Origin of the sequence: Streptomyces sp. AcH 505 (genome assembly GCF_000818175.1) — a bacterium.
In the GTDB taxonomy this organism is placed as follows: Bacteria; Actinomycetota; Actinomycetes; order Streptomycetales; family Streptomycetaceae; genus Streptomyces.
Map to the genome: position 1 here is coordinate 239,510 of NZ_JTIY01000001.1, position 13,086 is coordinate 252,595.

Below are 13,086 nucleotides of genomic sequence, written 5' to 3' on the forward strand. Positions count from 1 at the left end.
CGGCCGCCCCGAACGGGCAGCCGGGTCACGGCGCCTGGCCGCGACCACGGCCGTACGCGCGCGTCGTACCGCTCAGACGCCCGCGCCCAGTGCCGCGTTGGCCCGCTCGGAGTCGCCGCACACGATCAGCAGCGCACCGGCCCGCCGCAGCGCCGAAGGCAGCGCGCGGCCGACGGCGGCGTCGTCGCCCCCGTTGAGCGCGACGACCACCACGGCCCTGGACGTGGCACGGTCGACAGCGGCGGCGTCGGCGAAGAACACGTCCTCGCCGGCGTCGTGCTGGGCCCAGTAGGCGTCCTCGCCGAAGGACAGCTCGTGCGTCGCCCACGGGTGCTGTTCGCCCGTGGTGAGTACGAGGATGTCGCCCGGCGCGCGACCCGAGTCGAGCAGCAGGTCGACCGCTTCCTCAGCGGCGTCCAGCGCTCCGCCGGCCGGGGCCGGGACGAGCTGGATCTGAGGGGCGGAGAGGTCGGAAGAAGCGGAAGGGGTGCTCGGCCGGGCCGCCTGGGGCGCTCCGGCAGAGCTGTGCGAGCGCTGCGCCGGGGGCGCCTGCCTCGCAGGACCGGGACCCGGACGTCCGGGGCGCGGTGTCGACGCGGAACGCGGGCCCGGTACGGGGCGCGGTCCGGGTACGGGACGCGGGGTCGGCGCGGTCCGGCCGGTGGCCGGTGCGGCGCTGGGACCCTGGGCTCTCTCGTGAATCTGAGGCTCCTCGGGGGTGAGAGGCATAACTGGATGTCTATCAAACACCGGTGCGAAAGGCATCGGCGGGGTGGGCACATTTGTGCCCATGTCTGCGGAAGTACCCATGGTCGCGGCACGAAAGCACACACCGGTCCCAGGGTTCACCGGAAGTTTCAGAAATCGAAGCCGAGTTGGCCCCCGTCTTCCAACGTTTCCGGTGCGGCGGCCACCCGGAACTTCTTGAGATGCCGCCACCGGGGCAGCGCGTCGAGGTAGGACCACGAGAGCCGGTGGTGCTCCGTCGGCCCCCGCTCCTCCAGCGCCGCCCGGTGCACGGGCGAGGGATAGCCGGCGTTGTCGGCGAAGGCGTACGGCGCGTACTCGGCCGATCCTTCGGCCAGTTCGGCCATCATCGCGTCCCTGCGCACCTTGGCGAGCACCGAAGCCGCCGCGACCGAGACGCAGGACTGGTCGCCCTTGATGACCGTACGGACCTGCCACGGCCCGCCGAGATAGTCGTGCTTGCCGTCGAGGATCACCGCGTGGGGCCGTATCGGCAGGGCTTCCAGGGCGCGTACGGCGGCGAGCCGCAGCGACGCCGTCATCCCGAGGTCGTCGATCTCCTCCGGAGAGGCGTGCCCGATGGCGTGCGCCGTGACCCAGCCGTCGAGCTGACCGGCCAGAGCCGTACGGCGTTTGGGGGTGAGCAGCTTGGAGTCGGTGAGTCCGGTCGGCGGCCTGCGCAGGCCGGTGACCGCCGCGCACACCGTCACGGGACCGGCCCACGCTCCGCGTCCGACCTCGTCGACGCCGGCGATCACGGTGGCGTCGGTGGTGGCGCGGAGCGAGCGCTCGACGGTGTGGGTGGGTGGTTCGTACGGCATGACGCCAGCAAGATTACGCCGCCCCGACGCCGCGCGACAGCCCGGGTGCGGTCAGCCGGACGGCTGCCGCAGCAGCGGCATCATGACCTTGTCGATGACCTCGGCGATCTCGACGTCGGCCCAGTCACTCGCGCATACCTTCGTCCGGTACATCATCAGGGCGGGGATGACGTCGTAGACCATCGCGTCGGCCGCGTCGGAGCGGACCTCACCCCGTGCGATCCCCCGGCGGACCACCTCGCCGAAGAGGCGCGTCGACGGCTCGATGACACTGCTGATGATCAGCTCGTGGAAGCGCTCGGCGCTCGACCCGTCGCACTCGTGCAGTACGGCGCGCAGCGCGGCGCCGGTACGCGAGTACATCCCCTCCCGGATGGCCGCGCACAGTTCGTACAGATCGGCGCGGACACTGCCGAGGTCGGGCGGCTCCTCCATCGTCGGCAGCCCGTCCCGCAGGGCCTCGACGACGAGATCCTCCTTGGACGGCCAGCGGCGGTAGACGGCGGCCTTGCCCGTCTGCGCGGCCGCTGCGACGCCTTCCATGGTCAGGCCGTTCCAGCCGACCGTACTCAACTGCTCCAACGCGGCGTCGAGGATCGCGCGTTCCAGCACGGGCCCTCGGCGGCGCAACGACACCTGCTGCGGCCGAGCGGTGGCCGCAGAGTGCGAAGAAACCATCAGTAACTCTCCATCGGGGCGACACTCCGGACGGCAGCTCCAGTGAACGCTTGCGTTCTCTGTTGGGGACTCACTACCGTAGTCGAGGACAGTGAACGGGCACGTTCACTAACTCACTTGTGGGGGATCCAACAGTGACGACAACCTCTCAACTCGAAACAGCGAACAGAGAACCGGGCGCCGCCCGTCGGAGCGGGCGCCCTGGGATCGCCCTCGCCGTCATCGCAGCCTGTCAGCTCATGGTCGTACTCGACTCGACGATTGTGAACATCGCGCTACCGCATATTCAAGACGCACTCAGCTTCTCCACCGCCGACCTGTCCTGGGTGGTCAGCGCCTACACCCTCACCTTCGGCGGAATGCTGCTGCTGGGCGGCAGGGCCGGCGACATCCTCGGCCGCCGCCGGGTGTTCATGACCGGCATCCTGCTCTTCACGCTGGCCTCACTCCTCGGCGGCTTCGCCCAGGAGCCGTGGCAACTGCTCGCCGCCCGCGCACTCCAGGGAGTCGGCGGCGCGATCGCCTCACCCACCTCACTGGCGCTGGTCACCACCACCTTCCCCGAAGGCCCCGAACGCAACAGGGCCTTCGCCGTCTTCGCCGCCGTCTCGGCCGGCGGCGGCGCGATCGGCCTGCTGGCCGGCGGCATGCTCACCGAGTGGCTGAACTGGCGCTGGGTGCTGTTCGTGAACGTGCCGATCGGCGTGCTCATCGCCGTACTCGCACCGATCTACATCACCGAGTCGAAGCGCCATCCGGGCCGGTTCGACTTCTCCGGGGCCGCGACCTCGACCCTGGGCATGGCCTCGCTGGTCTACGGCTTCATCCGGGCGTCGGAGGACGGCTGGCGGGACTCGCTCACCATCACGTCGTTCGTGGCCGCCGTCGTCCTGCTCGCCGCCTTCGCCCTCATCGAGTCGCGCGCGAAGGAACCCATCGTCCCGCTGCGGATGTTCGCCGACCGCAACCGTTCGGGCTCCTACGTGATCATGCTGTGCCTCGCGGCCGCGATGTTCGGGATGTTCTTCTTCATCGTGCAGTTCGTCCAGAACGTGCTCGGCTACACCCCGATCCAGTCCGGGCTCGCCTTCCTGCCGGTGACCGTCGCGATCGTCGTGGGCGCCGGACTGTCGCAGCGGCTGCTGCCGGTGCTCGGCCCCAAGCCGTTCATGGTGACCGGTGCGGCCCTGACCGGCCTCGGCCTGTTCTGGCAGACACAGATCACGCCGGACAGCTCGTACCTCGGCGGGGTGCTCGGCCCGCTCATGGTCTTCGGCCTCGGCATGGGGCTCAACTTCGTCACCCTCACCCTGACCGCGGTGTCCGGTGTCGCCCAGCACGAGGCGGGCGCGGCCTCCAGCCTGCTGAACGCGAGCCAGCAGGTGGGCGGTTCGCTGGGCCTGTCGATCCTGGTGACCGTGTTCGGCACGGCGAGCAGGGACGAGGCGAAGAAGGTGCTGCCGGACTTCATGGCGCACGCGAGTCCGCAGGAGAAGGCGCAGCTCGCCAAGACCCAGCAGCTGCCGGGCCATTGGGGCCATGAAGTGCTCACCCAGAGCATCTCCAGCGCGTTCCTGGCCGCGGTGGCGATGGCGGGCGTCGCCCTGCTGACGGCCCTCCTGGTGGTCCGCGTACGCAAGAGCGACCTGGAGGCCCTGAGCGGCAAGGCCGAAGCGGCGGGCCCCGCGGCCTGAGCACCGCGCGCCGCTCGCCACGGGGGGCGGGCGGACGACACCCCGAGGTACGGGACGGACGGCGGGTCCGTCCCGTACCTCGGGCTCGTCGCCGGTCATCCTGACCGGCCCGTTACCGGTCACTCCATGGTCAACTGGTGACGCCGTACGGCTCCGGGACGCGCCAGCGTTCGAATTCCTTGTCCAGCGTGTACCGGCCGTCCGGACCGAGCAGCAGGGTCCTGGTCTCGGCGTTGCGCGGGTTCGACAGCGATTCGAACTCGGCCACCGACCAGTGGAACCAGCGCATGCAGAACAGACGCATGGTGAGCCCGTGGGTCACCAGCAGCACGTTGGGCGGCGAGTCCGGCTCCTCGAAGCTGCGGTGCAGGCTCTCCAGGAACGCGCCGACCCGGTCGTACACGTCGGCACCCGACTCGCCCTGCGGGAAGCGGTAGAAGAAGTGCCCGTACGCGTCGCGGTACGTCTTCTGCAGCCGTACGTCGTCGCGGTCCTGCCAGTTCCCCCAGTCCTGCTCCCGCAGCCGGGGCTCCTCACGGACCCGTACCAGCGCCGGGTCGAGCCCGAACGCGTGGAAGGTGTCATGGGTGCGGCGGTACGGCGAGACGTACGCGCTGACCGGCGTCGCGCCGAACATCCGGCGCAGCCGCACGCCGGTCTCCTCGGCCTGCCGGCGCCCGGCGGGGGTCAGTCTCAGGGCATGGTCGGGTTCCCGTTCGTACACCGAGTCGTCGGCATTGCCTTCGGACTCGCCGTGCCGGACGAGGACGATGCGTCGCGGTCGTGCCATACCCCCGACCTTAGATCGTCCTGCGGTAGGGGGATTGTCATACCGTCCAGGAGGGTTCCAGCTCGACGATGTCCCCGGCCAGCGCGGCCACGTCGGTGGCGGTCTGGGCGCGCAGTGTCAGCCGCTCCACCCGCTCGATGCGGTACTTCCCGTGCTCGGCCGCCGACTGCCACATGGACAGCACCAGGAACTCGTTGCCCGGCGCCTCCCCGAACAATCCGCGCAGCATGCCGGGCGAGCCGGCCATCGCGGGATTCCACACCTTCTCCTGCATCAGCGCGAAGTGCTCGACCCGGTCCTCGTGCACCTTGCTGTGCGCGACCCGCACCACGTCCGCGTCGGTGAACCTCGGCTCGAAGCCGGTCTTCACGTCGAAGCGGTGGTCGAACAGCTTGGACTGGCTGTCCTTGTACGTCCCCGACTGCGCGGCCGCCAGCCGGTCATGGGCGCGCGCCATGAACGAGTCGTAGAACGCACGGCTCTCCCAGAAGGTGAAGACGTGGGCCACGCCCGGCCGTACCCTGCTCCATCCTCCGCCCTGCCCCCTGAACCCCGGTTCGCCGAGCAACCCCGCCCATTTCCGCTGTCCGCGTTCAAAACCTCGACGGTCGACCACGGTGCAGCGAATCCACTTGACCAGCACCGCGCCATCGTACGGGGCCCGGGCGTGGCGCGGGTCACTGTCCGGTTCACGTCACGCACACCCGGCGGCGAACGGAAACCGGCCAACCTGGCGGCCGGGAGACCCTGGGCCCTCCGCGTTGTCGGTGGCCCGGTCTAGCCTGGCAATCAAGGCTGGGAACACGGCCCGTCGCGGGAGGGCGAAGACTGATGAGCAACCTCAACAAAGGGGTGTCCAAGGCCGAGGTCACACTGAAATGGGATCCGAGCCCGCTCGGGCAGCCGGCCCATGACCTGGACCTCGTCGCCGGGACGTTCACCTCGGACGACCCGCGTGGCAACCCCGCCTACCTGGTGTTCTTCGGCAGCCGCTCGCCGGACGGCACGATCACACTGAACCGGGACAGCAAGGACGGCGTCGGTTTCGGCACCGACGAGGACATGACACTGGAGCTGGACCGGCTGGGGGACTCGTTCACCCGTGTCGTGGTGGGTGTGGCCATACAACAGCGCGACGGCGAGCTGACGTTCGGCGAGATAACCAACCCCTCCGTGCGGGTGCTGGAGGGGTACAACGAGCTGGCGGCGTACGACTTCGCCGCTGTCCCGGAGGCCACAGCGGCGACGTTCGCCGAATTCAGCCGCGAGCCCGGCGGGGTCTGGGTGTTCCGCCCGGCCGTCCACGCGTTCGACGACACGGACCCGCAGTCCTTCGGCCGGCTGATGGGCCGCGTCTGACGGCGGCGCTGCGCACGAGCACGGCAGCGGCCCCCGCCGGACGTCTTCACGTCCGGCGGGGGCCGCTGTGCAGGTCAGCCGCTGTGCAGCGGCAGCCGGTGTGCGGGCTCAGCTGCAACCGCTGGTGGAGCCGCAGCCCTCGCAGATGTAGCAGGACCCGGCCCGCTGCATCTTCGTACCGCAGGAGAAGCACAGCGGTGCGTCGGCGCTGATGCCGAGCTGCATCTCGACGAGCTCCGCCGAGGTGTGGGCCTCCTGCGGGGCCGGTGTCATCGCCGGGACCGAGGGCGTCGTCGCGACCGCCTTCAGCGCGGGCTCCTGCCGCCGGGGGGCGGACTGGGCCAGGCTGTCGGCGTCCAGACCGGCGTCACCTTCGAGCCCGTCGTCCGGCTGCTCGTACGAGCCGGTGTCCAGGTGGCGCTGGCGCTCGTCGGCCGAGTGGATACCGAGCGCGGAGCGCGTCTCGAAGGGCAGGAAGTCCAGCGCGAGGCGGCGGAAGATGTAGTCGACGATCGACTGCGCCATCCGCACGTCCGGGTCGTCCGTCATACCGGCCGGCTCGAAGCGCATGTTGGTGAACTTCGAGACGTACGTCTCCAGCGGCACGCCGTACTGGAGCCCGACGGAGACGGCGATCGAGAAGGCGTCCATCATGCCCGCGAGGGTCGAGCCCTGCTTGGACATCTTCAGGAAGACCTCGCCCAGACCGTCGTCCGGGTAGGAGTTCGCCGTCATGTAGCCCTCGGCGCCACCCACCGTGAAGGAGGTGGTCAGGCCAGGACGGCCCTTGGGCAGGCGCTTGCGGACCGGGCGGTACTCGATGACCTTCTCCACCGCCTGGCGGATGGTGGACTCGGTCTTCTCCGTGACCTCCTCGGCCGCCTTCTCCTTCTTCTTCGCGGAGAGGGGCTGGCCGACCTTGCAGTTGTCGCGGTAGATAGCGAGCGCCTTGACGCCCATCTTCCACGCCTCGAAGTAGACCTCTTCGACGTCCTCGACGGTCGCCGTCTCCGGCAGGTTGACGGTCTTGGACAGCGCGCCGGAGATCCACGGCTGGATGGCCGCCATCATCCGGACGTGGCCCATGGCCGAGATGGACCGCTCGCCCATGGCGCAGTCGAACACCGAGTAGTGCTCGGTCTTCAGGCCGGGCGCGTCGATCACATTGCCGTGCTCGGCGATGTGGGCGACGACCGCCTCGATCTGCTCCTCCTGGTAGCCCAGCCGGCGCAGCGCCTGCGGCACCGTGCCGTTGACGATCTGCATCGAGCCGCCGCCGACGAGCTTCTTGAACTTGACCAGGGCCAGGTCGGGCTCAAGGCCCGTGGTGTCGCAGGACATCGCGAGACCGATGGTGCCGGTCGGGGCGATGACGGACGCCTGCGCGTTGCGGAAGCCGTTCTTCTCGCCGAGCCGCAGCACGTCCTGCCAGGCTTCGGTGGCCGCGGCCCAGACGGGGCTGTCCAGGTCGTCCACGCGGGGCGCGGTGGCGTTGGCGTCGGAGTGCTGCTTCATGACCCGGTTGTGCGGCTCGGCGTTGCGGGCGTAGCCGTCGTACGGGCCGACGACAGCGGCGAGTTCGGCGGAGCGCCGGTACGACGTGCCGGTCATCAGGGAGGTGATGGCGCCGGCCAGCGAGCGGCCGCCGTCCGAGTCGTACGCGTGGCCCGTGGCCATCAGCAGGGCGCCGAGGTTGGCGTAGCCGATGCCGAGCTGGCGGAAGGCGCGGGTGTTCTCACCGATCTTCTGCGTGGGGAAGTCGGCGAAGCAGATGGAGATGTCCATCGCGGTGATGACCAGCTCGACGACCTTGGCGAACCGGTCCACCTCGAAGGACTGGTGGCCCTTGCCGTCGTCCTTGAGGAACTTCATCAGGTTCAGCGAGGCCAGGTTGCACGAGGTGTTGTCCAGGTGCATGTACTCACTGCACGGGTTCGAGCCGTTGATCCGGCCGGACTCGGGGCAGGTGTGCCAGCGGTTGATCGTGTCGTCGTACTGGATGCCGGGGTCGGCGCACGCCCACGCGGCCTCCGCCATCTTGCGGAAGAGGGACTTGGCCTCGACCTCTTCGATGACCTCGCCGGTCATCCGGGCCTTCAGACCGAACTTGGCGCCGTTCTCGACGGCGTGCATGAACTCGTCGTTCACCCGGACCGAGTTGTTGGCGTTCTGGTACTGGACGGACGTGATGTCGTCGCCGCCCAGGTCCATGTCGAAGCCCGCGTCACGCAGCGCGCGGATCTTCTCCTCTTCCTTGACCTTGGTCTGGATGAAGTCCTCGATGTCGGGGTGGTCGACGTCGAGGATGACCATCTTGGCCGCACGGCGGGTGGCGCCGCCCGACTTGATCGTGCCGGCGGAGGCGTCCGCACCGCGCATGAAGGAGACCGGGCCCGACGCGTTGCCGCCGGAGGAGAGCAGTTCCTTGGAGGAGCGGATCCGGGAGAGGTTCAGGCCGGCGCCCGAGCCGCCCTTGAAGATCATCCCCTCTTCCTTGTACCAGTCGAGGATCGAGTCCATCGAGTCGTCGACCGACAGGATGAAGCAGGCGGAGACCTGCTGCGGCTGCGGGGTGCCGACGTTGAACCACACCGGTGAGTTGAAGCTGAAGATCTGGTGCAGCAGCGCGTACGCCAGCTCGTGCTCGAAGATCTCGGCGTCGGCGGGCGAGGCGAAGTAGTGGAAGTCCTCGCCGGCCTTGCGGTACGTCCGCACGATGCGGTCGATGAGCTGCCGCAGACCCGTCTCGCGCTGCGGGGTGCCGACGGCGCCCCTGAAGTACTTGCTGGTGACGATGTTGACCGCGTTCAGCGACCAGAAGTCGGGGAACTCGACGCCACGCTGCTCGAAGTTGACCGAGCCGTCGCGCCAGTTGGTCATGACGACGTCACGGCGCTCCCAGGCCACCTCGTCGTACGGATGCACTCCGGGCGTGGTGTGGATCCGCTCGATCCGCAGACCCTTGCCTACCTTGGCGCCCTTGGTCCGGGAGCCTCGTGCCGGGCCGCTCGTCGTCTGTGTCATGCCGCCTCCATATACGTACAAAAACGCCCTGAAGTGCCATGTTCTTCCCGTGGCACGTCATGTCTGTGCTGCCCTCGGACGCGACGATGCGTCCGTGGCACGTCATGTCTGGTCCTGCTCGCCGCGTGAGCGGCCGGTGTGGTGGCCGGCCGGTCAGTCGGCGGCGGTGGCGGGCACGGGGACCTCGGGGTCCTCGCCGGCCGCGCCGTCCTGTGCGTGAGGCCGCTCGCGCAGCTCGCCGATGGCGGCCTCGAAGTCTTCGAGCGAGTTGAAAGCCCGGTACACGGATGCGAAACGCAGATACGCGACGAGGTCGAGTTCCTGCAGGGGGCCGAGTATGGCCAGACCCACGTCGTGGGTGGTCAGCTCGGCGCTTCCGGTGGCGCGCAGCGCCTCCTCGACCCGCTGGCCGAGCTGGGCGAGCGCGTCCTCGGTGACCGGCCGCCCCTGGCACGCCTTGCGCACGCCGGAGATGACCTTGGTACGGCTGAAGGGTTCGGTCACGCCGCTGCGCTTGATGACCATCAGCGAAGCGGTCTCCACCGTCGTGAACCGGCGGGAGCAGTCGGGGCACTGCCGACGGCGCCGGATCGACGTCCCGTCGTCCGTGGTGCGACTGTCGACGACGCGGCTGTCGGGGTGCCTGCAGAAGGGACAGTGCATGGTTCCCTTTCCCTCCCTCGCAGCATGGCTGAATAGCCTCGTCAGAGGCCGGAAACAGCCCCTCGAAGCAACCCCCAGCATAGGCGATGGCCTCGGTCGGGAAAGACCCGGGACCACAACTTCTGGGTGGCTGAGATAATCCAACCACTAGATCTGGTGTCTGCGCGCACCATACGCCTCTACGCGTGTCGCGCGTCGTAGGCGTACCGGCGGGTCTCGCCGACCGGCCACGAGAGTACGGGAAGGGCGCGCCGCCACCGCTCGCGGACCACCGGGCGATACGGTGACGACGGCGACGGCGACATGTGCACAGCCACCCGCATGGCCGGTCCATACACCCAGGCACAGACCTACGTAGGGCTCTCCATAATTTTTCACTCGAACGTGTGTTTGGCGCAACCTTTCGAAAGCTACTACCGTTGTCCAGCTAGGGAGAACACATTCGAGAGGGGCCGACGTGACCACCACCGCAGACAGTGCCACCATCACTGCCCAGGACCGCTCCCAGAGCCGACTCGAGCCGGTGCATGCCATGAATGACGCAGTCACGAACCCGGACGGCGCGAAGCCCGCGCGCTCGCTGCCCGGACGACCTCCTGGAATCAGGGCGGACAGCTCCGGTCTCACCGACCGGCAGCGCAGGGTCATCGAGGTCATCCGCGACTCCGTGCAGCGGCGCGGATACCCGCCGTCGATGCGGGAGATCGGTCAAGCGGTCGGCCTTTCGAGCACGTCGTCGGTGGCCCATCAGCTGATGGCCCTGGAGCGCAAGGGCTTCCTGCGCCGCGACCCGCACCGGCCCCGGGCGTACGAGGTCCGTGGCTCCGACCAGCCGAGCACCCAGCAGACCGATACGACGGGCAAGCCGGCCGCTTCGTACGTGCCACTGGTCGGCCGGATCGCGGCCGGCGGACCGATCCTCGCCGAGGAGTCCGTCGAGGACGTCTTCCCGCTCCCCCGCCAACTGGTGGGTGACGGCGAGCTGTTCGTCCTGAAGGTCGTCGGTGACTCGATGATCGAGGCGGCCATCTGTGACGGTGACTGGGTGACGGTCCGCCGCCAGCCCGTCGCCGAGAACGGCGACATCGTCGCGGCGATGCTGGAGGGCGAGGCCACGGTCAAGCGCTTCCGCCGCGAGGACGGCCATGTCTGGCTGCTCCCGCACAACGCCGCGTACCAGCCGATCCCCGGCGACGACGCGACCATCCTCGGCAAGGTGGTGGCGGTCCTGCGCCGCGTGTGACGCTCAGCCGTCACCCATCGGCCTCGACCAGGCCCCGGGATGCCGTACGAGACGGCCCCGGGGCTTTGTTGTGTCCCCCCGGCTCCCCCGCTACCGGCCTTCCTTCTTGGCCAGCTCGTCGATCGCCGCGAGCGAGCGGCGCGCCTGGTTACGGTCCGTGGTGTACCAGAAGTCGGGCAGCGAAGCGCGCAGATAGCTGCCGTAGCGCGCGTTCGCCAGCCTCGGGTCCAGCACGGCCACCACACCGCGGTCGCCGCTCGCCCGGACCAGCCGGCCGGCGCCCTGCGCCATCAGCAGCGCCGCGTGCGTCGCCGCCACGGCCATGAATCCGTTGCCTCCGGCCTCTTCCACGGCCTTCTGGCGCGCGCTCATCAGCGGATCGTCCGGGCGCGGGAACGGAATCCGGTCCATGACCACCAGCTGCGAGCTGGGCCCCGGCACATCGACGCCCTGCCACAGCGAGAGCGTGCCGAACAGACACGTGCCAGGATCGGCGGCGAAGGCCTTGATCAGCTCGCCGAGGGTCTCCTCGCCCTGGAGCAGGATCGGCACGTCCAGCCTGACCCGCAGCTCCTCGGCCGCCGCCTGGGCGGCCCGCATCGAGGAGAAGAGGCCGAGCGTGCGCCCGCCCGCGGCCTCCACCAGCTCCGCCAGCTCGTCCATCATGTCGCCGCGCGAGCCCTCACGGCCCGGCGGGTTCAGATGCCGGGCGACGTACAGGATGCCCTGCTTGGGATAGTCGAACGGCGATCCGACGTCCACGCCCTTCCACTGCGGGACGTCCTCGCCCGCCGTGCCCTCGGGCGCGAGGCCGAGCGAGGCGCCCACGCCGTTGAAGTCACCGCCGAGCTTGAGGGTGGCGGAGGTCAGGACGACGGAGCGGTCGGTGAAGAGCTTCTCCCGCAGCAGCCCGGAGACCGAGAGCGGAGCGACCCGCAGGGAGGCGCCGAACCGGTCGTGGCGCTCGTACCAGACGACGTCCCACTCCGAGCCGTTGGCGATCCGCTCGGCCACGCTGTGCACCGCCTCGACCGAGGCCAGCGCCTGCTTGCGCACCACGTCCTCGTCCTGCACGGACTTGTCGCGGGTCGAGCCGAGCGCGGAGAGCACCGTACGGGCCGCGTCGCGCAGCGCCATCAGCGCGTAGCCGAGGTCTTCGGGGATCTCTTCGAGCCGCCCCGGCAGGGCCAGCTCCATCAGCCGCTCGAAGGTCTCCGCCGCCGTCTGCAGCGAGTCGGCCGCCTTCTCGTTGACCAGCTTCGCCGAGCGGCGCACCGCGCGGTTGACCTGTCCGGGGGTCAGCTCGCCGGTGGCGACGCCGGTGACCCGGGAGACCAGCTCATGGCCCTCGTCGACGATCAGCACCTCGTGCTTCGGCAGCACGGGCGCGCCCTCGATGGCGTCGATGGCGAGGAGCGCGTGGTTGGTGACGACGACATCGGCCAGCTTGGCGCGCTCACGCGCCAGCTCGGCGAAGCACTCGGCGCCGTACGCGCATTTCGTCGCCCCCAGGCACTCACGCGACGAGACGGAGACCTGGGCCCAGGCGCGGTCGGAGACGCCCGGTGTCAGCGCGTCGCGGTCGCCGGTCTCGGTCTCGTCCGCCCAGTCCCGCATCCGGAGCAGGTCCTGGCCGAGTTTGCTGGTGGGCGCCGCTGCCTCGAACTGGTCGAAGAGCGCGTCCTCCTCGTCCTGCGGCATGCCTTCGTTGAGGCGGTGCAGACAGAGGTAGTTGGAGCGGCCCTTGAGCATCGCGTACTCGGGGCGGCGGCGCAGCAGCGGGTGGAGCGCGTCGACCGTACGCGGCAGGTCGCGCTCCACGAGCTGGCGCTGGAGCGCGAGCGTCGCCGTGGCCACCACCACCCGCTCGCCGTGGGCCAGGGCGGGCACCAGATAGCCGAGGGACTTGCCCGTGCCGGTGCCGGCCTGGACCAGCAGGTGGGAAGGGGTGTCGATGGCCTCTGCGACGGCCTCGGCCATGGTGACCTGGCCGGGCCGCTCCACGCCGCCTACGGCGGTCACGGCGGCGTGGAGGAGCTCAGGGAGTGATGGCTTCGTCATAGCCCG

11 protein-coding genes are annotated in these 13,086 nt (G+C 69.6%); 3 read left to right on the top strand and 8 right to left on the bottom strand.

From position 1 onward, the window contains the following. Positions 1-72: 72 nt before the first annotated feature. The 3 genes from HY68_RS00960 to HY68_RS00970 all read right to left on the bottom strand — a co-directional run bounded on the left by HY68_RS00960 (position 73) and on the right by HY68_RS00970 (position 2,246). Positions 73-729 (bottom strand): hypothetical protein, encoded by a 657-nt coding sequence (locus tag HY68_RS00960; RefSeq protein ID WP_041983439.1) that lies wholly within the window; start codon positions 727-729, stop codon positions 73-75. A gap of 128 nt (positions 730-857) precedes the next feature. After that, complete coding sequence (locus HY68_RS00965; RefSeq protein WP_041983441.1) at positions 858-1,568, bottom strand: ribonuclease HII; 711 nt, start codon at positions 1,566-1,568, stop codon at positions 858-860. Between the two features lie 51 nt (positions 1,569-1,619). Further along, on the bottom strand, positions 1,620-2,246 hold the full coding sequence (locus tag HY68_RS00970) for a TetR/AcrR family transcriptional regulator (protein ID WP_041983444.1): 627 nt from the start codon (positions 2,244-2,246) through the stop codon (positions 1,620-1,622). Positions 2,247-2,380: 134 nt separating this feature from the next. Between HY68_RS00970 and HY68_RS00975 the strand changes: the two genes are divergently transcribed. Next, entirely contained in the window at positions 2,381-3,940 is a 1,560-nt protein-coding gene (locus HY68_RS00975; RefSeq protein ID WP_078863372.1) for an MFS transporter, read from the top strand. 130 nt (positions 3,941-4,070) lie between these two features. On the opposite strand, the gene HY68_RS00980 is transcribed toward HY68_RS00975, so the two are convergent. Both HY68_RS00980 and HY68_RS00985 read right to left on the bottom strand, forming a co-directional pair. Continuing rightward, entirely contained in the window at positions 4,071-4,730 is a 660-nt protein-coding gene (locus HY68_RS00980; RefSeq protein ID WP_041983448.1) for a histidine phosphatase family protein, read from the bottom strand. Between the two features lie 37 nt (positions 4,731-4,767). After that, positions 4,768-5,373, bottom strand: coding sequence for a YdbC family protein (locus HY68_RS00985; RefSeq protein WP_063779600.1), 606 nt, complete (start codon positions 5,371-5,373; stop codon positions 4,768-4,770). 188 nt (positions 5,374-5,561) lie between these two features. Here HY68_RS00985 and HY68_RS00990 point away from each other — a divergent pair, with 188 nt between their 5' ends. Next, on the top strand, positions 5,562-6,089 hold the full coding sequence (locus tag HY68_RS00990) for a TerD family protein (RefSeq protein WP_041983452.1): 528 nt from the start codon (positions 5,562-5,564) through the stop codon (positions 6,087-6,089). A gap of 108 nt (positions 6,090-6,197) precedes the next feature. Here HY68_RS00990 and HY68_RS00995 read toward each other — a convergent pair whose 3' ends face one another. Both HY68_RS00995 and nrdR read right to left on the bottom strand, forming a co-directional pair. Beyond that, a complete protein-coding gene (locus HY68_RS00995; protein ID WP_041983455.1) occupies positions 6,198-9,113 on the bottom strand; it encodes a vitamin B12-dependent ribonucleotide reductase in 2,916 nt (971 codons plus the stop codon). A 153-nt stretch (positions 9,114-9,266) separates the two neighbouring features. Further along, positions 9,267-9,776 carry a transcriptional regulator NrdR gene (nrdR, locus tag HY68_RS01000; RefSeq protein WP_041983456.1) on the bottom strand — a complete coding sequence of 170 codons (510 nt, stop codon included), beginning with the start codon at positions 9,774-9,776 and terminating at the stop codon, positions 9,267-9,269. A 457-nt stretch (positions 9,777-10,233) separates the two neighbouring features. On the opposite strand from nrdR, the gene lexA reads away from it, so the two are divergent. Continuing rightward, entirely contained in the window at positions 10,234-11,019 is a 786-nt protein-coding gene (gene lexA / locus HY68_RS01005; protein ID WP_041983459.1) for a transcriptional repressor LexA, read from the top strand. A gap of 90 nt (positions 11,020-11,109) precedes the next feature. On the opposite strand, the gene HY68_RS01010 is transcribed toward lexA, so the two are convergent. Beyond that, positions 11,110-13,080: an ATP-dependent DNA helicase gene (locus HY68_RS01010; RefSeq protein WP_041983461.1), complete on the bottom strand. Its 1,971-nt coding sequence runs from the start codon at positions 13,078-13,080 to the stop codon at positions 11,110-11,112. Between the last annotated feature and the right edge of the window lie 6 nt (positions 13,081-13,086).

Coding starts and splice junctions, on each gene's coding strand:
- HY68_RS00980 (WP_041983448.1), bottom strand. CDS start 4,730: ATGGCACGACCGCGACGCATCGTCCTCGTCCGGCACGGCGAGTCCGAA.
- HY68_RS00990 (WP_041983452.1), top strand. CDS start 5,562: ATGAGCAACCTCAACAAAGGGGTGTCCAAGGCCGAGGTCACACTGAAA.
- HY68_RS01010 (WP_041983461.1), bottom strand. CDS start 13,080: ATGACGAAGCCATCACTCCCTGAGCTCCTCCACGCCGCCGTGACCGCC.
- HY68_RS00995 (WP_041983455.1), bottom strand. CDS start 9,113: ATGACACAGACGACGAGCGGCCCGGCACGAGGCTCCCGGACCAAGGGC.
- HY68_RS00970 (WP_041983444.1), bottom strand. CDS start 2,246: ATGGTTTCTTCGCACTCTGCGGCCACCGCTCGGCCGCAGCAGGTGTCG.
- HY68_RS00965 (WP_041983441.1), bottom strand. CDS start 1,568: ATGCCGTACGAACCACCCACCCACACCGTCGAGCGCTCGCTCCGCGCC.
- HY68_RS00960 (WP_041983439.1), bottom strand. CDS start 729: ATGCCTCTCACCCCCGAGGAGCCTCAGATTCACGAGAGAGCCCAGGGT.
- nrdR (WP_041983456.1), bottom strand. CDS start 9,776: ATGCACTGTCCCTTCTGCAGGCACCCCGACAGCCGCGTCGTCGACAGT.